Genomic DNA, 19,314 nt, shown 5'->3' on the forward strand with positions numbered 1-19,314 from the left:
CCGCCGGCGCCGCCCCGCCCGCCGCGCCGCCGTCCAGCAGCGGCAGCAGGCCGGCCAGCACCACGGCCGCGGCGGCGGCCGCCTGCGCCCCGCGGCGGCGGAGCACCCGGCGCCGGCCCAGGGCGCGGAGCCCGGCCAGCGGCACCTCCGCCGCGCCGACCCGGGCGTCCGCGGCCGCCTCCAGGCGACCGGCCAGTGCGCGTCCGAATTCCTCGTCATCCATGTCGGCTCACCTCCCGCTCGGGCGCGAGGTCGCGCCGGAGCGTGGTCATCGCCCGTCCGAGATGTGTCTTCGCCGTCGCGAGCGTGCAGCCCATCTCCTCGGCCACCGCGGAGACCGGCAGGTCGGCCCAGTAGCGGAGCACGACCGCGGCGCGCTGCCGCGCCGGCAGCGCGCGCAGGGCCGCGGCCAGTTGCTCGTCCCCCGCCGTCGTCTCGGGCCCGGCGACGTCCGGCAGGCGGTCGGTGAGGACCTCGCGCCTGGTGCGCCGCCAGCGGGAGACGTGCGTGCGCACCATGGTGCGGCGCACGTAGGCCTCGGTCGCCGACTCCTCGCGGATCGACCGGCGCCGGACGTACACCCGGGCGAGGGCGTCGTGCAGCAGGTCCCGGGCGTCGTGGAGGTCGCCGGTGATCAGGAACGCCGCGCGGAGCAGCGCCTGGTACCGCGCTCCGACGAAGGCGTCGAACGGGTCACCCTTCATCGTCATGCCCACCTGACGCACCGGCGGGCCGGAACGGACGACAGACCGGGAGGAAATCTTCCGCCGGGAACGCGAGGGGCCGACCCCGGCGGGGTCGGCCCTGTGCCTGCGGCGGTCAGCTCTCGCGGTCGGCCCGGCGGCGGCGCACCCAGGTCGCCGCTCCGCCCGCCACCACGACCAGTCCGCCGGCCACCGCGTAGAGTCCGGCCGAGCCGCCGACCGAGCCGCTGACCGGCGGCACCATCTGGGCCGCGGCCGGCTCGGGGGACGGCTCCGGGCCCGCCGTCGCACCGGCGGCTTCCGCGGCCGGGGCGGCGATCCCGGTGGCTGCCAGGCACAATGCCGCGCCGCCGACCATCCGCGCCGCCCGGTAGGAGCGAATCACGTTCCTTACCCCCAGATCGAGCCCCTCAACCCCTTCGTACGGGTCAGACCGTATCCGATGGAACGGTTCGATCTGACCGGGATTCAGGTCCCAGCGGGCAAGCGTTGCAGGACCGTTGTGTACCCTCCGTCACCACCCGAGGTCGGCGGCCGTGTAGTCCGGCCCCGAACGAGGGCGGTACGCCCCCCCGGTCGCAAACGATCGATTCGTAATCGAATCGACGTTGTTGGGCCTGCCGCGAATCTGTAATCTGTGCACGCTTTCTCTCCTGACCGTTCAACGGAAGTGGGGGGCCGGTGTCCTACCGCCGCCTCGTTGCGAGCGCGGCCGCCATTGCGGCCGGCGTCGCATTCATACCTACTGTGGCCTTTGCGGCCGATTCGTCTCCTGCTGCGCCCACCGCGCACGGAGTCCACAGCGTCGACCCGACCAAGGCCGGTGCCTCGACCTTCAACACCTTCACCAGCCCTGCGGCCAAGTCGGTCCGCACGGCGTCGGGCTCGAAGCAGAGCCTGACCGCGGGCGAGACCGCCAGCCTCGCGGCCGGCCTCACCGCCAAGCACACCAGCGCGTACGGCATTTCGCTCGCCGTCAACGTGACGGGCGTCAACACGACGGCCAACGCCACCATCAACTGGGGTGACGGTTCGGCCCCGCAGAGCACGGGCTACCTGCCTGCGGGCCAGACCACCCTGGCGCACACCTATGCGAAGCTGGGTGCGTACACCATCACGGTGAACGTCGCCGACCAGGACGGCGTCACGACGGCGACCAACACCCTGGTGGTCACCACCGCGGGTTCGGCGTACACCGCGTACGGCCCCACCCGTCTGCTGGACACCCGTAACGGCACCGGCGCCCCCCAGGGCCAGATCCAGCCGTTCACCAGCACCCGCGTGCAGATCGCCGGCAACGGCGGCATCCCCGCCGGTGTGACCGCGGTGGTCCTCAACCTCACCGTCACCAACGCCGCCGGGCCGGGCTTCATCACGGCCTACGGCGAGGGCGACCAGCGGCCGATCACCTCGAACGTCAACTTCGTGGCGGGCCAGACGGTGCCGAACCTGTCGATCGTCCCGGTCGGCGCGAACGGCTACGTCGACCTGTACAACGGCAGCGGCAAGCCCACCGACCTGATCGCCGACGTGGCCGGGTACTTCACCCAGTCCGACTCGAGCGGTTTCACCCCGACCGGCCCCACCCGCCTGGTGGACACCCGTGAGGGCCTGGGCACCGCCCGCGGCCAGGTCGCCGGCGGCGGCTCCTTCGCCGTGCAGATCAACGGCAACGGCACGGCGGGCCTGCCGGGCTCTGGGATCACCGCGGTCGCGCTCAACGTGACCGTCACCAACCCGAAGAACGCGGGCTTCCTGAACGTCTACCCGGACGGCCAGTCGGTGCCCACCGCGTCGAGCCTGAACTTCACCGCGGGTCAGACCATCGCCAACTCCGTCGTCGTGCCGGTGGGTTCCAACGGCAAGATCCGGATCCGCAACGGCGCCGGCCTGCCGGCGGACGTCATCGTCGACATCGTGGGCTACTACAGCCCCGCGGCCAAGGGCGCCTACCTGCCGATCGCGCCGGAGCGGCTGCTCGACACCCGTGACCCGAAGACCTGGAGCTACGGCCCGCTGAGCAGCGGCTCCTACGCCTACATGCCGCTGTCCTACGACGAGCCGGCCATCTCCGGCTTCGTGTTCAACGCCACGGTGACGAACACCGCGACGGCCGGCTTCCTGAGCGTCGGTCCGGACCCGAACAGCGTGGACGCCTACAAGAACGGCACCGACGTCTGGCCGGCCCGGCCGACCGCGTCGGCGCTGAACTGGGTGAAGGGTCAGACCGTTCCCAACCTGGTCCAGGCGAACACCGGTGCCAACGGCATCATCGACTTCTGGAACGCCAGCGGCGGCAACACCGACCTGATCGTCGACATGTTCGGCTACTACGACACCCACTGAGCAGCGGCCGACTGCTCGACACCGGGCCCCGGGAAGGCGATCCTCGCCTTCCCGGGGCCCGGGCGCGTGTCAGGAGTTGTAGGTGCCCTGGGCCCGCTCCAGCCCCTCGGAGAGCAGCGCCTCCACGGCGTCCGCCGACCGGTCCACGAACCAGTCGAGGTCCTTGCGCTCGGCGGAGGAGAAGTCCTTCAGCACGAAGTCCGCGACCTCCATCCGGCCCGGCGGGCGGCCGATGCCGCAGCGGATCCGGTGGTAGTCGGCGCCGAGCGACTTGGTGATGGACTTCAGCCCGTTGTGGCCGTTGTCGCCGCCGCCGCACTTCAGCCGCAGGGCGGCGTAGTCGATGTCCAGCTCGTCGTGGATGGCGACGATCGCCCCGTTGGGGACCTTGTAGAAGTCGCGCAGCGCCGTGGTCGGCCCGCCGGAGAGGTTCATGAACGTCATCGGCTTGGCCAGCACCACGCGCCGGCCGGCCAGCCGGCCCTCGGCGACCTGGGCGCGGCTCTTGTGCGCCTTGAACTTCGCGCCCATCCGCTCCGCGAGCAGGTCCGCCACCATGAAGCCGATGTTGTGCCGGTTGCGGGCGTAGCCCTCGCCGGGGTTGCCCAGGCCCACGACCAGCCAGGGTCCCGTGTACTCGTCCGCCACCGCGCTCATCACCGATCTCCGCTCGCCTCGTTCCTGCGGGTCCATTATCCGCAGCGGCGCCGCGCCCGGCCGTGGCAGGGGCGTCCGCGGCGGCGGCGCGGGGCGGCGTACCGTCGTGACGACGACCGCCGCCGGACCGGAGGACCGCCCGTGACCGCACCGACCGCCGCACTGGCCGCCGAGCTCGACGCGGAGCTGCAGGGCTCCGTGGTGCCCGGCCGCGCCGAGCAGGAGAAGGCGTACCTGAAGAGTTCGCTGCGCCATCTCGGGGTCCCGGTGCCGGGGATGCGCGCCGCGGTGCGCGGTCTGCTCCGGCGCCACCCGGGGCTGGACCGGGCGGCGGTGCTGGCGCTGGTCGAGGAGTTGTGGGCGCGGCCGGTGCACGAGTCGCGCAGCTGCGCCGGGTTCCTGCTGGAGGCGCGCGAACGGATGCTGGTGCCGGCCGATCTGGCGCTGCTGGAGCGGATGCTGGAGCAGTGCGACACCTGGGCGCACGTCGACGTGATCGCGCCGAAGGCGGCCGGTCCGCTGCTGCTGCGGTACCCGGGGACGGCGGAGGTGCTGCTGCGCTGGAGCCGCCGGGACGAGCTGTGGGTGCGCCGGGGCGGGGTGCTGGGCCACCTCCCGGCGCTCCGCTCGCCGGAGCGGTTCCCGCTCTTCTTCGGGGAGTTCGGGGCGCTCGCGGACCCGTTGCTGACGGATCCCCGGTTCTTCGTGCGCAAGGCGCTGGGCTGGTCGCTGCGCGAGGGTGCCAGGCACCACCCGGAGGAGGTCTGCGACTGGCTGGCCGGACGGCTGCCGCGGGTCTCCGGGCTGACGCTGCGGGAGGCGCTGAAGCCGGTGCCGCAGGAGGTCCGGCTGCGGCTGCTGCCGGGGCACGGCTGAGCGGCGGCCGGGCCCGGGAACGCCGCCGCCCCCGGCCGCTCCTGGGGTCAGGAACGGCCGGGGGCGGCGGAAGCGGATCCGGCGGGGATCAGGCCTCGACGGCCTCGCCCTCGGCGGCCTCCTCCTCGGTGGCCTCGGGGGCCTGGGCGCCGATGACCTGCAGCACGACGGCGTCGGCCTCGACGGCCAGGGTCGTGCCCTTCGGCAGGACGATGTCACCGGCGGTGATGGAGGCGCCGGCCTCCAGGCCCTCGACGGAGACGGTGACCGACTCGGGCAGGTGGGTGGCCTCGGCCTCGATCGGGAGGGCGTTCAGCACGTTCTCGATCAGGTTGCCGCCGGGGGCCAGCTCGCCCTCGGTGTGGACCGGGATCTCGACGGTGACCTTCTCGCCGCGCTTCACGAGGAGCAGGTCGACGTGCTCGATGCTGCGCTTGATGGCCTCGCGCTGGACGGCCTTCGGCAGGACGTACTCGTCCTTGCCCTCGATCGGGACGACCAGCAGGGCGTTCGGGGTCTTGAGGGCCATCATCAGGTCGTGGCCGGGCAGGTTCAGGTGGACCGGCGCGTGGCCGTGGCCGTAGACGACACCGGGGACGAAGCCGGCGCGGCGGGCGCGACGGGCGGCACCCTTGCCGAACTCGGTGCGGGTCTCGGCGGCAAGGCGGATCTCGGACACGACTGCACTCCTCGGGAGAAAGACTGGCGCGGGTGCAGGAACGACAAAAACCGCCGGGCCACACCCTCAAGTTCCTTGGGGGTCGCTCGGCGGCGGACGACTACTGGAAGCAGCGCGTCGATCACGGTTGCGGTACCCGTACGGGCACACGGCATCCCTCGCCGAGCAGTTCCACGAGTCTAACCGGTGGTGGCGTCAACGTGAAATCGGCCCCCGCACGCGTGGCGTGCGGGGGCCGGACGTCCGGGGCGGACGGTCAGTGCACGCCCTCGAAGAGGCTGGTCACCGAGCCGTCCTCGAAGACCTCCTTGATCGCGGCGGCGATCGAGGGGGCGATCGAGAGGGTGGTCACCTTGTCCAGCTGCAGCTGCTGCGGGGTGGGCAGGGTGTTGGTGAAGACGAACTCGCTGACGCGGGAGTTCTTCAGGCGGTCCGCGGCGGGGCCGGAGAGCACGCCGTGGGTGGCGGCGACGATCACGTCGGCGGCGCCGTTGTCGTAGAGCGCGTCGGCGGCGGCGCAGATGGTGCCGGCGGTGTCGATCATGTCGTCGACCAGGACGCAGACCCGGCCCTTGACGTCGCCGACGACCTCGGCGGACAGGATCGTGTTGGCCTGCGTCATGTCGCGGCGCTTGTGGATGATCGCCAGCGGGGCGTCCAGGCGGTCGCACCACTGGTCCGCGACCTTCACCCGGCCGGCGTCCGGCGAGACGATGGTGAGCTTGGAGCGGTCGACCCGCTCGCCCACGTAGTCGGCCAGCATCGGCAGCGCGAACAGGTGGTCCACCGGGCCGTCGAAGAAGCCCTGGATCTGCGCGGTGTGCAGGTCCACGGCCATCAGGCGGTCGGCGCCGGCCTGGCGGAGCAGGTCGGCGACCAGGCGGGCCGAGATGGGCTCGCGGCCGAGGTGCTTCTTGTCCTGCCGGGCGTAGCCGTAGAACGGCAGGATCGCCGTGATGCTGTGCGCCGAGGCCCGCTTCAGCGCGTCGATCATGATCAGCTGTTCCATGATCCACTGGTTGATCGGAGCCGTGTGGCTCTGGATCACGAAGCAGTCCGCGCCGCGGGCCGACTCCAGGAAGCGGACGTAGATCTCACCGTTCGCGAAGTCCAGGGCCTTGGTGGGAACCAGTTCGGTGTCGAGTGCCCGGGCCACCTCCTCCGCAAGCTCGGGGTGGGCACGGCCGGAGAAGAGCTTGAGCTTCTTCTCACCCGACGTCGTGATCCCGCTCACTGCACCGTCTCCTCGCGTTGCTGCCGCACATGGACCCGCCACGGCGCACCCGGGCAGCAGCGCTCGGGGACGTCGGTCGGCAGGGGATTTGGAGTACGCCGGGACGAGTACGGTCAGCCCAGTGGCGCACGTATGTACTCCAGGTTACGCGGTGCGCAGGGAACCGTCCGCCCCGGGACCGTTTCCCAAGATCCCCCGCAGCCGCTCAGGCCTCGGGCGTCCCGGACGCCTCGGCCTTGGCGGCGGCCTCGGCGGCGGCCGTGCCGGGGCGCTTGCGGGCGACCCAGCCGGCGATGTTCCGCTGCTGCGCCCGGGCGACGCCCAGCGAACCGGCCGGGACGTCCTGGTAGATCACCGAGCCGGCCGCCGTGTAGGCGCCGTCGCCGACGGTCACCGGGGCGATGAACATGTTGTCCGAGCCGGTGCGGCAGTGCGCCCCGATCACGGTGCGGTGCTTGTTGACGCCGTCGTAGTTGACGGTGACGGAGGCCGCGCCGACGTTGCTGCCCTCGCCGATCGTCGCGTCGCCGATGTACGAGAGGTGCGGCACCTTGGCGCCCTCGCCGAGCTCGGAGTTCTTGATCTCGACGTAGGTGCCGGCCTTGGCCTTGCGGGCGAGCTTGGCGCCCGGGCGGAGGTAGGCGTAGGGGCCCACCGAGGCGGACTCGCCGACCTCGGCCTCGATCACCGTGGCGTTGCTCACAGTGGCGCCGGCGCCGATGGTGCTGTCGGTCACCGTGGAGTTCGGGCCCACGGTGCAGCCCTCGCCCAGGTGGGTGGCGCCCTGCAGCTGGGTGCCGGGCAGCACGACCGCGTCCGGCTCGTAGCTCACCTGGACGTCGAACCAGGTGGTGGCCGGGTCGACGACGGTGACGCCGGCCCGCATGGCCTGCTCCAGCAGCCGGTCGTTGAGCATCCGGCGGGCCTCGGCGAGCTGCACCCGGTCGTTGATGCCGAGGATGTCGCGGAAGTCGTCGGCGACCACGGCGCCGACCCGGTGGCCGCCGGTGCGCAGGATCTCCAGGGTGTCGGTGAGGTACTCCTCGCCCTGGACGTTGTCGGTGGTGAGCCGGCCGAGCGCCTCGGCGAGCAGCTTCGCGTCGAAGGCGAACACACCGGAGTTGATCTCGGAGACGGCGCGCTGCTCGTTGGTGGCGTCCTTGTGCTCGACGATCGCGGCGACCGCGCCGTGGTCGTCGCGCAGGATCCGGCCGTAGCCGTTCGCGTCCGGCACCACGGCGGTCAGCACGGTGACGCCGTTGCCCTGCTCGGCGTGCGCCTCGGCGAGGGCCCGCAGGGTGGCGCCGGTGAGCAGCGGGGCGTCGCCGGTGGTGACGAGCACGGTGCCGTCGAGGACGGTGCCGTCGGCGGTCAGCGCGTCGAGGGCGGTGCGGACGGCGTGGCCGGTGCCGTTCTGCTGCTCCTGGACGGCGGTGCGCACGCCCGCGTAGTGCTGCTCCAGGTGGGCGGCGACGAGCTCGCGCAGGTGGCCGACGACCACGACGAGGTGCTCGGGCTCCAGCTCCCGGGCGGCGGCGACGGCGTGGCCGACGAGGGACCGGCCGCAGATCTCGTGCAGCACCTTCGGCAGCCGGTTGGACTTCATCCGGGTGCCGCCGCCGGCGGCGAGCACGATCACGGCAGCGGTCTTCTTGGCAGTCACGCGGAGGGCTCCTCGGTTGTTCTGAGGGAGGGTCGGGCGCGCCTGCCGGACGGTCGGGGCTGTGTGCGGAGCTCCCGGAGGAGGATTCGAACCCCCATAAGCTGGACCAAAACCAGCTGTCCTGCCCTTAGACGATCCGGGACGGATGCCGTGCACGGGTGACGCGCCGACGGACGTCGGCGGGCAATGCAGGGCTAAGAGTACGGGGTGCGCCGCTCTGCATCCACCACCCTCCGGAGTCCCGCCGGTGCGACACGTCTTCCCATCGGATGCCCGGGAACCTACGATGCCGTAGGTTACGCCTACGTAGGTTCCGCTCCCTCCCGAGGACGCCCCCATGACCATGCAGGCCGGTGCAGCACCCACCATGGCGGCGCAGAAGCCACCCGCCCAGGTCTCCGCGACCCTCGGCGGGGAGAAACAGGGAATGGCCGAGCGGATCACCCTGGGCCTGTTCATCGCCGTCCCCTTCCTGGCTCTGCTGGCCGCCGTCCCGGTGGCCTGGGGGTGGGGCCTCGGCTGGACGGACGTCGCGATCGCGACCGTCATGTACTTCGTGTCCTGCCACGGCATCACCGTCGGCTACCACCGCTACTTCACGCACGGCTCCTTCAAGGCCGCCCGCCCGCTGCGCATCGCCATGGCGGTGGCCGGCAGCCTCGCCGTGGAGGGGCCGCTGGTGCGCTGGGTGGCCGACCACCGCAAGCACCACCGGTTCAGCGACAAGGAGGGCGACCCGCACTCCCCGTGGCGGTACGGCGAGAGCGTGCCGGCCCTGGTGAAGGGCCTGTTCTGGGCGCACATGGGCTGGCTCTTCGACGAGGAGCAGACCCCGCAGCACAAGTACGCCCCGGACCTGATCGCCGACCCGGCCATACGGCGGGTCTCCCGGCTGTTCTGGCTCTGGACGGCCCTGTCGCTGCTGATCCCGCCCGTGGTCGGCGGACTGGTCGCGATGTCGTGGCAGGGGGCGCTGTCCGCCTTCTTCTGGGGTTCGCTGGTACGGATCGCCCTGCTGCACCACGTGACCTGGTCGATCAACTCGATCTGCCACGCCGTCGGCGAGCGGCCGTTCAAGTCCCGCGACCGGTCCGGCAACGTCTGGTGGCTGGCGGTGCTCTCCTGCGGCGAGTCCTGGCACAACCTGCACCACGCCGACCCGACCAGCGCCCGGCACGGTGTGCTGCGCGGCCAGGTCGACTCCTCGGCCCGCCTGATCCGCTGGTTCGAGCGTGCGGGCTGGGCGACCGACGTCCGCTGGCCGGGGGCCGAGCGGATCGACGCCCGCCGCGCCGTATGACCCGCCCGCTGCAGCATGATGTAGGGGTGAACGGGAGCAACGCAGACACCGCGGACGGCCATCAGCACGCGACCGGCGGGGACGGCGCCGCGGTGGGCCGCACCCGCTCCGCACCGGCCGCGCGCGGCGGCCGGGCGGGCGGCCGGGTCCGGATGACCGGCAAGCAGCGGCGCGAGCAGCTGCTGGAGATCGGCCGGTCGGTCTTCGCGGAGCGCGGCTACGACGGCACCTCGGTCGAGGAGATCGCCGAGCGCGCCGGGGTCTCCAAGCCCGTCGTCTACGAGCACTTCGGCGGCAAGGAGGGGCTGTACGCCGTCGTGGTCGACCGGGAGATGCAGCTGCTGCTGGACATGGTGACCGGGGCGCTGACCGGCGGGCACTCCCGCGAGCTGCTGGAGCAGGCGGCCTTCGCGCTGATGGACTACATCGACACCTCGACCGACGGTTTCAAGATCCTCGTCCGGGACTCGCCGGTCGCGCAGTCGACCGGCAGCTTCGCCTCGCTGATCAGTGACATCGCCACCCAGGTCGAGGACATCCTGGGACTGGAGTTCAAGTCCCGGGGATTCGATCCCCGGCTGGCACCGATGTACTCGCAGATGCTGGTCGGAATGGTCGCGCTCACCGGCCAGTGGTGGCTGGAGGTGCGCAAGCCGCAGAAGGCCGAAGTGGCCGCCCATCTGGTGAATCTGGCGTGGCACGGCCTGGAGGGCCTGGAGCGGCATCCGAAGCTGGTGGGCGAACGACGGGTGTGACGGCACCGAGGTGGTCGCGTGGCGGTCTTCATTCTGGCAGTGGGGGCGGCCTGCTGCCTGGGCCTGGGCTTCGTGCTGCAGCAGCACGCCGCCCAGCGTGCCCCCAAGAGCGACCTGCTGCACTGGCGGTTGCTCCTCGACCTGGCGAGGATGCCGGACTGGCTGATCGGCCTCGGCTTCATGATCGCCGGCCTGGTGCTCAGCGCGGTCGCGCTGAGCCAGGGCGAGGTGGCACTCGTCGAGCCGCTGCTCGCCACCAACCTGGTGTTCGCCATGCTGATGGCCCGCAGGCTCACCGGGACACGGCTGGGCCGCTCCGGCTGGGCCGGGGTGGCGCTGATCGCCCTGGGGGTGACCTCCTTCATCGTGGCGGGCCGTCCGCAGGGCGGCGGCACCGAGGCCGGCCACCTGCGCTTCTGGCTGGTGGTCGGCATCGTCTCGGGGTTGGCCGTGCTGCTGGTGCTCGTCGCCAAGCACATGCCGCTCTTCGAGGAGGCCACCCTGCTCGCGCTCGCCGCGGGACTGCTCTACGGGCTGCAGGACGCCCTGACCCGGATGACCACCGAGCGGCTGGACGAGCACGGCATCGGCGCGGTGGTGCACAGCTGGCAGCCGTACGCGGTGGTGGTGATCGGCGTGGTCGGCCTGCTGCTGGTGCAGTCGGCCTTCGAGGCGGCACCGCTGCGGATGTCGCTGCCCGCGCTGACCGCGGCCCAGCCGCTGACCGGGATCGCCTGCGCGGTCGGCTTCCTCGGCGACCGCCTGCGGGTGACCCCGGTCGCGGTGGCCTTCCAGGTGGTGGGGCTGCTGGCGGTGGTGGGCGGCGTCGTCCTCCTCGGCCGCCACCCGGCCATGCCGGGCCACCACCACTTCCACAAGTAGGGGCCGCCTCAGCCCCCACGCGCCCCTGCAGTGATCCCCCTACCGGCGTTGCGCGACGGCGAAGATGCGGCGGAAGGGGAAGACGGTGCCGTGCTCCCCGGCCGGGTAGGCCTCGCGCAGGAGGGCGCCGTAGGCGGCGAGGAACTCCTCCCGGTCGGCCGGGTCGGTGAGCCGGGAGAGGACGGGCCGCAGGGCGGTGCCCTTGACCCACTGCAGCACCGGGTCGGGGCCGGCGAGCAGGGTCAGGTAGGTGGTCTCCCAGACGTCCGCGGTGCAGTCGGCCCCGAGCAGGGTCTGCAGGTACTCGGCGCTGTCGTGCACGCCGGCCCGTTCGGCGCCCTCGCCGAGGGCGTCCCGCCAGCGGGCGCTGCCGCGGAGCCCGGCGAGCAGGGTGTGGCTGGGCGCGTCGAAGTTGCCGGGCACCTGGAAGGCGAGCACCCCGCCGGGCCGCAGGACGGCCGCCCAGCGGGCGACCAGGGACAGGTGGTCGGCGCGGTCGGCGCCGTCGGGGTTGAGCCACTGCAGGGTGGCGTTGGAGACGATCGCGTCGGGGGCGGCGCCGGCCGGGTCCCAGATGCGGGCGTCGGCCAGGAGGTAGGCGGCGTGCGGTTCGCCGTCGGTGCGGGCGGTGGCGAGCATGTCCGCGGAGTTGTCGACGCCGGTGAGGTGGGCGTCGGGCCAGCGTTCGCGCAGGACGGCGGTGGAGTTGCCGGGGCCGCAGCCGAGGTCGAGGACGACGGGGGCGGCCGGCAGGGCGGGCATCCGGGCGACGAGTTCGTGCAGCGGGCGGGTGCGTTCGTCGGCGAAGCGGAGGTACTGCGCGGGGTCCCAGGCGGTGGCGGGCATGGCGGTCTCCCAAGTATCTCGACATCAAGATATCCAGTCGAGAGGGTGCGCGTGAAAACTCTCGATGTCAAGAGACTTCACATCGACACAACCCCCGATACACTGATCGTCATGGAGGACGAGGTCGACCGCCTGGTCGCAGCATGGCGCCGAGAGCGCCCCGACCTCGACGTGGAACCGCTCGAGGTGCTCAGCCGGGTCAGCCGACTCGCCCGGCACCTGGACCGTGCCCGCCGCACCGCGTTCGCCGAGCACGGCCTGGAGCCGTGGGAGTTCGACGTGCTGACGGCGCTGCGCCGGGCCGGCTCCCCCTACCAGCTCTCCCCCGGCCAGCTGCTCACCCAGACCCTGGTCACCTCCGGCACCATGACCAACCGGATCGACCGGCTCACCGGCAAGAACCTCGTCCGCCGGCTGCCCGACCCGGACGACCGGCGCGGAGTGCTTGTCCGGCTCACCGACGACGGCCGCGACAAGGCCGACCAGGCGCTCGCCGGTCTGCTCGCGCACGAGCGCGAACTCCTCGCCCAGCTCAGCCCCGACCAGCAGGGCGAGCTCGCCGCGCTGCTGCGCTGCCTGGTCGCCCCCTTCGACCAGGCCGGCTGACCGCGCCCCGTCGCCGGCCCTCCCGGGGCCGCCCGCGCCTCAGAAGCCGTCCGGGTACGGGGTGGCCAGGGCCGGCACCGGGACGGCCTCGGGCGTCCGGTAGCCCGGCAGCAGCTCCGCCAGCCGGTCGCGCACCTCGGCGTCCGCGTTGACCTTCGCCGCCGCGTACAGCCCGGTCAGGCCGCCGGCCAGGTCCTCCGGGCCGCCGTCGCCGGCCACCGTCGCGAAGATCCGGCCGTGCTCGGTCGGCAGCCGCTCCTCGCCCTCCGAGAACAGCGCCTCGTTGAGCTTCTCGCCCGCCCGCAGGCCGGTGTAGCGGATCTCCACGTCCTCCGCGCCGAGCTGCACCTGCCGGGCGTAGTTGTGCACCAGGTCGACGATCCGCACCGGCTCGCCCATGTCGAGCACGAAGACCTCGCCGCCCTCCGCCATCCGGCCGGCCTCCAGCACCAGGCCGACGGCCTCCTCGATGGTCATGAAGAAGCGGGTCACGTCGGGATGGGTGACGGTCACCGGGCCGCCGCTGCGCAGCTGTTCCTCCAGCACCGACAGCAGCGAGCCGCGCGAGCCCAGCACGTTGCCGAACCGGACGGCCGAGAACACCCCGGTGCCCAGGTTCCGGGCGTCCCGGGCGTTCGCCCGGACGATCAGCTCGGCCAGCCGCTTGCTCGCGCCGAGCACGGAGGTCGGATCGGCCGCCTTGTCCGTGGAGATCAGCACGAACCGTTCCACGCCGGTGGCCAGCGCCGCCTCCACCAGGTGGTCGGTGCCGAGGACGTTGGACTTCACCGCCTCGCTCGGGTGCCGCTCCAGCAGCGGCAGGTGCTTGTGCGCCGCCGCGTGGAACACGACCTCCGGGCGAAGGTCGCGGAAGATCTGCTGGATCCGCGGCCGGTCCCGGATGTCCGCGATCACCAGCGAGTCGTCGGTGAGCAGCGCCTCGCCCCAGATCTCCAGCTGGAGCCGGTGCAGGTTGGACTCGTCGTGGTCGAGCATGTACAGCTCGGACGGGTTGAAGGCGTGCACCTGGCGGCAGAGCTCGCTGCCGATCGACCCGCCCGCGCCCGTCACCAGCACCCGGCGGCCCTCGATCACCGCCCGGACGTCCGGCGAGACCACGTGCACCTCGTGCCGGCCGATCAGCTTGTTGACGTCCAGGCTGCGCAGGTCCGAGCCGACCACCTCGCGGCGGAGTGCCGACAGGAAGGACGGCAGGTAGCGGACGGCCGCCCCGGCCGCGGCCGCCGCCGTCGCCAGCGCCCGTACCTGCTGGTGCGGCAGCCCCGGGATCGCCAGCACCACCACCTGCGCGCCGTGCGCCACCGCCAGCGGCGTCAGTCCGGCCAGCGGGCCCAGCACCGGAACGCCGTCCACGGCCGTGCCCGCCTTGGCGGGGTCGTCGTCGAGGACGCCGACCGGGGCGAGGCCGAACTCCGGGGTCCGGATCAGGTCGCGGACCAGCGCCGACCCCGCGGCGCCACCGCCGATCACCAGGGTGCGCAGGCCCGGCGGGCCGGCGGCCGCCCCGGCGAGCGGGACGGGCTGTGCATCGGGACGGGCGGCGGTGCTGTTGGGCGACATCTGTCCTCCGGTCTCCTGACCTGACGGAGTCGGTACCTGGGTGTGGCGTCCGGCCGCTCCCCCGCCCGGCGCGGGCGCGAGGAAACGATTCAGCCGGCGCCCGGGCCTGCGTTCGAGGCGACGGTCGGCGGGTGCGGTGGCTGAGCCGGGGCGAGCGGGGGCAGCGGCTCGGAGGGCGTGATGCCCGCCCGGCGGGCCACCGCGACGGCGGCGAGGGTGGAGTGCACCCCGAGCTTGCCGAGGACGTTCTGCATGTGGGTGCGGACGGTGTGCGGCGAGAGGTACAGCCGTTCGGCGACGGCCTGCCGGCCGAGGCCGGCCACCATGCACCGCAGCACCTCCTCCTCACGGGGGGTCAGCGTGCCGACCAGCCGCTCGCTCTCCGTCCGGTCGCGCCGGGCACTGGTCAACTCCCGCACCACGCCCGTCAGCAGGGCCGGCGGCAGGTGCGTCTCATCGCGCAGCACCCCACGGACGACGGCCAGCAGCCGCCCCAGCGAGCTCTCCTTGGCGACCCAGCCCGACGCCCCCGCCTGCAGCGCGCGCACGGCGCGGCGCGGGTCGTCGTCGGTGGCGAGCACCACGGCGCGGAGCGCCGGATGGGTGCGGCAGATCCGGGCCACCAGGGCGATGCCGTCGCCGGGCGTCGGCGCCGGCGAGGACTCGCGGCGCGGCAGCGGCACGACCGCGACGGGGAACCTGTCGCGGGAGCGGGCCTGGCCGGGACGGCCGACCGCGGGGGTCAGGTCGGCGTCCACCAGGACGATGTCGTACGGGCGTCCCTCGGCGGCGGCGCGCTCCAGCGCGCGTTCGGCGGCGGCGGCGGTGCCGGCCGCGCCGACCTCGATCTCGGGCTCGGCGGCGAGCGCCGTGGCCAGCGCCTCGGCGAAGATGCGGTGGTCGTCGACCACCAGGACGCGAGTACGTCCCATCGTTCGTCCCCCCTGCTCCGGCGCCGACCCCCACCGGTACCGGACTCAGCGTACGGGAGGGGCGCGTGAAGGGTGGGGGATTGGTGAAGTTTCTTCATTCCCTGGGGATTTGACCTTCGCGCAGCAACCACGAACCGGGTCCGCGCGGACGGCGCGGGGCGCACCGCGAACGGTGCACCCCGCGCGCCGGTGCCCCTCAGCCGATGCGGTGCGCGCCCCGGGCCGGGACGGCGGTGAAGGTGCGGGGGGCCGCGTAGCCGGCGTCGGTGAAGGCGGTGGTGACGGCGGCGGCGACCGCGTCGAGGGTGTCGGCGGCGGTCAGGGCGATGACGGAGCCGCCGAAGCCGCCGCCGGTCATCCGGGCGCCGAGGGCGCCGGCCGCGACGGCGGTGTCGACCGCGAGGTCGGTCTCGGGGCAGGAGACCTCGTAGTCGTCGCGGAGCGAGGCGTGCCCGGCGGTGAGGATCGGCCCGAGCGCGGCGAGGTCGCCGAGGTCGAGGTGGGCGATCGCCTCCCGGACGCGGGCGTTCTCGGTGACCACGTGCCGCACCAGCGGCCGCAGTTCCGCGGGCAGCCGGTCGAGCGCGGCGGCCAGCCCGGCGGGGTCGAGGTCCCGCAGGGCGGGCAGGCCGAGCAGCGCGGCGGCGCGTTCGCAGCCGGCCCGGAGTTCGGCGTAGGCGCCGTCGGCGAGGTCGTGCTTGACCCGGGTGTCGATCACCAGGAGCCGCAGGCCGGCCCCGGCGAGGTCGAGCGGGACCTGCCGCTGGGCGAGGTCGCGGGTGTCCAGGAAGAGCGCGTTGCCCTCGGTGCAGCAGACCGAGGCCATCTGGTCCATGATCCCGCAGGGCACGCCGACGAACTCGTTCTCGGCGCGCTGGGCGAGCCGGGCGAGAGCCGGGCCGTCGAGGCCGAGGCCGTGCAGGTCGTTGTAGGCGGTGGCGACCACGCACTCGATGGCGGCCGAGGAGGACAGGCCCGCCCCGGTCGGCACCGAGCTGTCGATGCGGACGTCGGCGCCGCCGACCCCGTACCCGGCCGCCCGCAGCGTCCACACCACGGCGGCCGGGTACTTGGCCCAGCCGTCCACGCCGCCGGGGACGAGATCGGCCACCGCGAGCTCCACCGGACCGCCCCCGGCCTGCTCGCTGTGCAGGCGGAGCAGGCCGTCGGTGCGGAGCCGGACGTCGGCGCGGGCGGCCTGCGGCAGGGCCACGGGCAGCACGAAGCCGTCGTTGTAGTCGGTGTGTTCGCCGATCAGGTTGACCCGGCCGGGCGCCGCCCAGACCCCTGCCGGGGCGGCGCCGTCGCGGACGGACTGGGCATCTGTCATCGGGCTCGCTTCTCCAGGGTGAAGGCCCAGGCGTCGGCGACGATGTCGTCGAGCTCGGGGCGGCGGGGCCGCCAGCCGAGCGCCTCGTGGGCGCGGGCGGCGGAGGCGACCAGGACGGCCGGGTCGCCGGGGCGGCGCTCGGCGGTGACGACGGGGATCTCACGGCCGGTCACGCGCTTGACGGACTCGATGACCTGGCGGACGGAGAAGCCGTTGCCGTTGCCGAGGTTGCAGATCAGGTGCTCGCCGGGCCGGGCGGCGTCGAGGGCGAGCAGGTGGGCCTCGGCGAGGTCCGCGACGTGGATGTAGTCGCGGATGCAGGTGCCGTCCGGGGTCGGGTAGTCGTCGCCGTAGACGGCGATGTGCGGGCGCTGGCCGAGGGCGGCCTGGAAGACCAGCGGGATGAGGTGCGACTCGGGGTCGTGGCGCTCGCCGAAGGCGACACCCGAAGAGCTGCCGTAGGCGCCGGCCACGTTGAAGTAGCGCAGCGAGACGGCGGCGAGGCCGTGGGCGACGGCCTCGCTGGTGATCAGGTGGTCGACGGCGAGCTTGGTGGCGCCGTAGGTGTTGGTGGGTGCGGTGCGGGCGGTCTCCGCGATCGGGACGGCCTCGGGCTCGCCGTAGACGGCGGCGGTGGAGGAGAAGACGAGCTTGCGCACGCCGGCCTTGCGCATCGCGGAGATCAGCTCCAGGGAGCCGGCCACGTTGTTGCGCCAGTACTTCTCCGGGTCGGCGACGGACTCGCCGACCTGCGAGGAGGCGGCGAAGTGCAGGACGCCGTCGTAGGAGCCGTCGAGCACCTCGGCGGCGTCCTGGATCCGGCCGCGGACGAACTCGGCACCGGCCGGGACGCCCTCGGCGAAGCCGGTCGAGAGGTCGTCGAGCACGGTGACCTGGTGTCCGGCCTCCAGCAGGTGGGCGGCGACCACGCTGCCCACATACCCGGCACCACCCGTGACCAGGTACTTACTCATGATGCGACCTCCCGCAGGCGCTGTGCCGCCGTCTCGGGCGACACGTCGTTGACGAACGCGTCCATGCCGGACTCGACGCCGGCGAGGAACTTGAGCTTGCCCACCGTACGACGGATCGTGAACAGCTCCAGGTGCAGTGCCAGCTCCTCTCCTCCGAGGGCGGGCGCCTGGTGCCAGGCCGCGATGTACGGCGTCGGCTGGGCCTGCTCATTCTGCCCGGGCTCGATGAACAGCCGGTCGAAGCGGCGCAGCAGTTCCAGGAGGACGGCGGGGAGCTCGGCGCGCTCGGCCTCGGTGAGGCCGGTCAGGTCGGGCACCCGGCGGTTCGGGTGGAGGTGCACCTCGTAGGGCCAGCGGGCGGCGAACGGGACGAAGGCCGTCCAGTGCTCGCCGGCCAGCACCACCCGGACGGGGTCGGCGCGTTCGGCGGCGAGCAGGTCCTCGAAGAGGTTGCGGCCGGTGCGGGCCCGGTGGTCGGCGGCCCGTGCCATGGCGCGGGCCGTCCGCGGGGTGACGAAGGGGAAGGCGTAGATCTGCCCGTGCGGGTGGGCGAGGGTGACGCCGATCTCCGCGCCGCGGTTCTCGAAGCAGTACACCTGGCGCACGCCCGGCAGGGCGGACAGCTCGGCCGTCCGGTCCGTCCAGGCGTCGAGGACGAGGCGGGCGTGCCGCTCGTCGAGGTCGGCGAAGGACTTCGCGTGGTCGGCGGTGAAGCAGACCACCTCGCAGCGGCCGGTGCCGGCGGCGGACTCGGCGACCGGGTGGTGGTGGTCGGCCGCGTGCGCGGCGGCGTCGGCGGCCAGGGACGGGAAGCGGTTCTCGAAGACCGCGACCTGGTAGTCGCCGGCGGGGATCTCGCTGAGCCGCCCGTCGCGGGACGGGCAGAGCGGGCACTCGTCGGCCGGCGGGTGGTAGGTGCGGGCCTGCCGGTGGGCGGCGACGGTCACCCAGTCGCCGCTGACCGGGTCCCGGCGGATCTCGGAGAGGCTCGCCGCGGGCTCCAGCGGGCGCAGGTCGGCGGAGTCCCGCAGCACGGAGCCGTCCGTGTCGAAGTAGATGAGCTCGCGGCCGTCCGCGAGCTTGGTGACGGTCTTCTTCACGGTGGACTGCTCCGATCTCCTCGCTCTCCAACATATTCAAACATCACCGACCACAAGTCAACATCCGAGGGAGTTCGCGAAGGGTCAGGCGGACCGGTCCACCCGGTCCAGCAGCCCGGTCCTGGCGGCCACCGCCGCCGCCTCCAGCCGGGAGCGGGCGCCCAGCTTCACCAGCACCCGCTGGACGTGGGTGCGCGCGGTGCTGGAGGCGATGCCCATCCCCGCGGCGATCGCCGCGGTGTCCTCGCCCTCGGCGATCCGCGCCAGCACCTGGGCCTCGCGCCGGGTGAGCAGCCGCAGCAGCCGTACGGCGTCGTCGTCCGGCTCGGCGGCCGGGCGCAGCAGCGCCTCGAAGGCGCCCTGCAGCACGTCGACGGCGACCGCGGCCTCGCCCGCCCGGACCCGGGCGACGGCGCGCTCGACGACCTCGATCCGCTCGTCGCTGCGCACGTAGCCGGCCGCGCCGGCGGCGAAGGCCGCCGCCACCCGCCCGGGGTCGCCGACCGGGCCGAGCACCACGACGGCCAGCTCGGGCCGCTCAGCGCGCAGCTGCCGCAGCGGGCCGAACGGGTCGGCGTCCTCGGCCGGTTCGGCGACCCCCAGCAGGCAGACCTCGGGCCGCCGCCCGGCGACCAGGCCGCCGACGGCGGTGGCGGGCGCCCCCACGGCGAGGACGCGGTGCCCGCGCAGCCGCAGGGCGGCCGCCAGGGCCTCGGCCAGCAGGCGGTGGTCGTCGACGATCACGAGCCGAACGCCCACGGCGCCCTCCCCCAGTCCCCCGCGCCGTTCCGCCGGGGACCTCCGCCCCCGGCGCGGCGCGTGACGCACCATCACAGCGCATCCCCGGCG

General features: G+C 73.4%; 20 protein-coding genes and 1 tRNA gene. 6 read left to right on the plus strand and 15 right to left on the minus strand.

Going from position 1 to position 19,314, the window contains the following annotated elements; all coding sequences use genetic code 11:
• The 3 genes from ABZ641_RS02680 to ABZ641_RS02690 form a co-directional block, all read right to left on the minus strand.
• A partial coding sequence (locus ABZ641_RS02680; protein ID WP_359978669.1) for a hypothetical protein occupies nucleotides 1-223 on the minus strand: 223 nt, incomplete at its 3' end.
• Nucleotides 216-710, minus strand: a complete 495-nt coding sequence (locus ABZ641_RS02685; RefSeq protein ID WP_344628210.1) for a SigE family RNA polymerase sigma factor — start codon at nucleotides 708-710, stop codon at nucleotides 216-218. The genes ABZ641_RS02680 and ABZ641_RS02685, both read right to left, overlap by 8 nt.
• Nucleotides 711-819: 109 nt before the next feature.
• Nucleotides 820-1,089, minus strand: a complete 270-nt coding sequence (locus tag ABZ641_RS02690) for a hypothetical protein (RefSeq protein WP_344628211.1) — start codon at nucleotides 1,087-1,089, stop codon at nucleotides 820-822.
• Between the two features lie 362 nt (nucleotides 1,090-1,451).
• On the opposite strand from ABZ641_RS02690, the gene ABZ641_RS02695 reads away from it, so the two are divergent.
• Entirely contained in the window at nucleotides 1,452-3,050 is a 1,599-nt protein-coding gene (locus tag ABZ641_RS02695) for a hypothetical protein (RefSeq protein ID WP_359978672.1), read from the plus strand.
• 69 nt (nucleotides 3,051-3,119) lie between these two features.
• Here ABZ641_RS02695 and pth read toward each other — a convergent pair whose 3' ends face one another.
• On the minus strand, nucleotides 3,120-3,707 hold the full coding sequence (pth, locus tag ABZ641_RS02700) for an aminoacyl-tRNA hydrolase (protein ID WP_344628212.1): 588 nt from the start codon (nucleotides 3,705-3,707) through the stop codon (nucleotides 3,120-3,122).
• A 141-nt stretch (nucleotides 3,708-3,848) separates the two neighbouring features.
• On the opposite strand from pth, the gene ABZ641_RS02705 reads away from it, so the two are divergent.
• The gene (locus tag ABZ641_RS02705) at nucleotides 3,849-4,583 is read left to right on the plus strand and encodes a DNA alkylation repair protein (protein WP_359978675.1); all 735 of its coding nucleotides are present in this window, start codon (nucleotides 3,849-3,851) and stop codon (nucleotides 4,581-4,583) included.
• Nucleotides 4,584-4,671: 88 nt separating this feature from the next.
• Here ABZ641_RS02705 and ABZ641_RS02710 read toward each other — a convergent pair whose 3' ends face one another.
• From ABZ641_RS02710 to ABZ641_RS02725, 4 genes are all read right to left on the minus strand, one after another.
• Nucleotides 4,672-5,262: a 50S ribosomal protein L25/general stress protein Ctc gene (locus ABZ641_RS02710; RefSeq protein WP_344628214.1), complete on the minus strand. Its 591-nt coding sequence runs from the start codon at nucleotides 5,260-5,262 to the stop codon at nucleotides 4,672-4,674.
• A 256-nt stretch (nucleotides 5,263-5,518) separates the two neighbouring features.
• Nucleotides 5,519-6,496 (minus strand): ribose-phosphate diphosphokinase, encoded by a 978-nt coding sequence (locus ABZ641_RS02715; RefSeq protein WP_344628215.1) that lies wholly within the window; start codon nucleotides 6,494-6,496, stop codon nucleotides 5,519-5,521.
• A 205-nt stretch (nucleotides 6,497-6,701) separates the two neighbouring features.
• Nucleotides 6,702-8,159 carry a bifunctional UDP-N-acetylglucosamine diphosphorylase/glucosamine-1-phosphate N-acetyltransferase GlmU gene (gene glmU / locus ABZ641_RS02720; protein WP_359978678.1) on the minus strand — a complete coding sequence of 486 codons (1,458 nt, stop codon included), beginning with the start codon at nucleotides 8,157-8,159 and terminating at the stop codon, nucleotides 6,702-6,704.
• 71 nt (nucleotides 8,160-8,230) lie between these two features.
• Nucleotides 8,231-8,301: transfer RNA gene (locus ABZ641_RS02725), tRNA-Gln, on the minus strand.
• 201 nt (nucleotides 8,302-8,502) lie between these two features.
• Between ABZ641_RS02725 and ABZ641_RS02730 the strand changes: the two genes are divergently transcribed.
• The 3 genes from ABZ641_RS02730 (at nucleotide 8,503) to ABZ641_RS02740 (ending at nucleotide 11,096) form a co-directional block, all read left to right on the plus strand.
• The gene (locus ABZ641_RS02730) at nucleotides 8,503-9,459 is read left to right on the plus strand and encodes an acyl-CoA desaturase (protein ID WP_344628221.1); all 957 of its coding nucleotides are present in this window, start codon (nucleotides 8,503-8,505) and stop codon (nucleotides 9,457-9,459) included.
• Between the two features lie 92 nt (nucleotides 9,460-9,551).
• Nucleotides 9,552-10,214: a TetR/AcrR family transcriptional regulator gene (locus ABZ641_RS02735; protein WP_344628222.1), complete on the plus strand. Its 663-nt coding sequence runs from the start codon at nucleotides 9,552-9,554 to the stop codon at nucleotides 10,212-10,214.
• Nucleotides 10,215-10,232: 18 nt separating this feature from the next.
• Nucleotides 10,233-11,096 (plus strand): DMT family transporter, encoded by an 864-nt coding sequence (locus ABZ641_RS02740; RefSeq protein ID WP_344628217.1) that lies wholly within the window; start codon nucleotides 10,233-10,235, stop codon nucleotides 11,094-11,096.
• A gap of 39 nt (nucleotides 11,097-11,135) precedes the next feature.
• Here ABZ641_RS02740 and ABZ641_RS02745 read toward each other — a convergent pair whose 3' ends face one another.
• Nucleotides 11,136-11,942, minus strand: a complete 807-nt coding sequence (locus ABZ641_RS02745; RefSeq protein ID WP_359978681.1) for a methyltransferase domain-containing protein — start codon at nucleotides 11,940-11,942, stop codon at nucleotides 11,136-11,138.
• 111 nt (nucleotides 11,943-12,053) lie between these two features.
• Here ABZ641_RS02745 and ABZ641_RS02750 point away from each other — a divergent pair, with 111 nt between their 5' ends.
• Nucleotides 12,054-12,548: a MarR family transcriptional regulator gene (locus ABZ641_RS02750; RefSeq protein WP_344628219.1), complete on the plus strand. Its 495-nt coding sequence runs from the start codon at nucleotides 12,054-12,056 to the stop codon at nucleotides 12,546-12,548.
• Between the two features lie 39 nt (nucleotides 12,549-12,587).
• On the opposite strand, the gene ABZ641_RS02755 is transcribed toward ABZ641_RS02750, so the two are convergent.
• The 6 genes from ABZ641_RS02755 to ABZ641_RS02780 form a co-directional block, all read right to left on the minus strand.
• A complete protein-coding gene (locus ABZ641_RS02755; RefSeq protein ID WP_359978684.1) occupies nucleotides 12,588-14,129 on the minus strand; it encodes a nucleoside-diphosphate sugar epimerase/dehydratase in 1,542 nt (513 codons plus the stop codon).
• 89 nt (nucleotides 14,130-14,218) lie between these two features.
• Nucleotides 14,219-15,061, minus strand: a complete 843-nt coding sequence (locus tag ABZ641_RS02760; RefSeq protein ID WP_344622009.1) for a response regulator transcription factor — start codon at nucleotides 15,059-15,061, stop codon at nucleotides 14,219-14,221.
• 196 nt (nucleotides 15,062-15,257) lie between these two features.
• Nucleotides 15,258-16,391 (minus strand): galactokinase, encoded by a 1,134-nt coding sequence (gene galK / locus ABZ641_RS02765; protein ID WP_359978687.1) that lies wholly within the window; start codon nucleotides 16,389-16,391, stop codon nucleotides 15,258-15,260.
• The gene (gene galE, locus ABZ641_RS02770) at nucleotides 16,388-17,365 is read right to left on the minus strand and encodes a UDP-glucose 4-epimerase GalE (protein ID WP_359978689.1); all 978 of its coding nucleotides are present in this window, start codon (nucleotides 17,363-17,365) and stop codon (nucleotides 16,388-16,390) included. The genes galK and galE overlap by 4 nt, the downstream gene beginning before the upstream one ends.
• Complete coding sequence (gene galT / locus ABZ641_RS02775) at nucleotides 17,362-18,465, minus strand: galactose-1-phosphate uridylyltransferase (protein ID WP_359978692.1); 1,104 nt, start codon at nucleotides 18,463-18,465, stop codon at nucleotides 17,362-17,364. Before galT ends, galE begins: the two co-directional genes overlap by 4 nt.
• Before the next feature lie 84 nt (nucleotides 18,466-18,549).
• Complete coding sequence (locus ABZ641_RS02780) at nucleotides 18,550-19,224, minus strand: LuxR C-terminal-related transcriptional regulator (RefSeq protein WP_359978694.1); 675 nt, start codon at nucleotides 19,222-19,224, stop codon at nucleotides 18,550-18,552.
• Between the last annotated feature and the right edge of the window lie 90 nt (nucleotides 19,225-19,314).

Source organism: Kitasatospora sp. NPDC007106 (genome assembly GCF_040634455.1).
In the GTDB taxonomy this organism is placed as follows: Bacteria; Actinomycetota; Actinomycetes; order Streptomycetales; family Streptomycetaceae; genus Kitasatospora; species Kitasatospora arboriphila.

What these genes read in the sequence shown, in the direction of transcription:
- ABZ641_RS02760 (WP_344622009.1), bottom strand. Translation starts at nt 15,061, where the DNA reads ATGGGACGTACTCGCGTCCTGGTGGTCGACGACCACCGCATCTTCGCC.
- galK (WP_359978687.1), bottom strand. Translation starts at nt 16,391, where the DNA reads ATGACAGATGCCCAGTCCGTCCGCGACGGCGCCGCCCCGGCAGGGGTC.
- ABZ641_RS02730 (WP_344628221.1), top strand. Translation starts at nt 8,503, where the DNA reads ATGCAGGCCGGTGCAGCACCCACCATGGCGGCGCAGAAGCCACCCGCC.
- ABZ641_RS02685 (WP_344628210.1), bottom strand. Translation starts at nt 710, where the DNA reads ATGACGATGAAGGGTGACCCGTTCGACGCCTTCGTCGGAGCGCGGTAC.
- pth (WP_344628212.1), bottom strand. Translation starts at nt 3,707, where the DNA reads ATGAGCGCGGTGGCGGACGAGTACACGGGACCCTGGCTGGTCGTGGGC.
- ABZ641_RS02755 (WP_359978684.1), bottom strand. Translation starts at nt 14,129, where the DNA reads ATGTCGCCCAACAGCACCGCCGCCCGTCCCGATGCACAGCCCGTCCCG.
- ABZ641_RS02745 (WP_359978681.1), bottom strand. Translation starts at nt 11,942, where the DNA reads ATGCCCGCCACCGCCTGGGACCCCGCGCAGTACCTCCGCTTCGCCGAC.
- galE (WP_359978689.1), bottom strand. Translation starts at nt 17,365, where the DNA reads ATGAGTAAGTACCTGGTCACGGGTGGTGCCGGGTATGTGGGCAGCGTG.
- ABZ641_RS02750 (WP_344628219.1), top strand. Translation starts at nt 12,054, where the DNA reads ATGGAGGACGAGGTCGACCGCCTGGTCGCAGCATGGCGCCGAGAGCGC.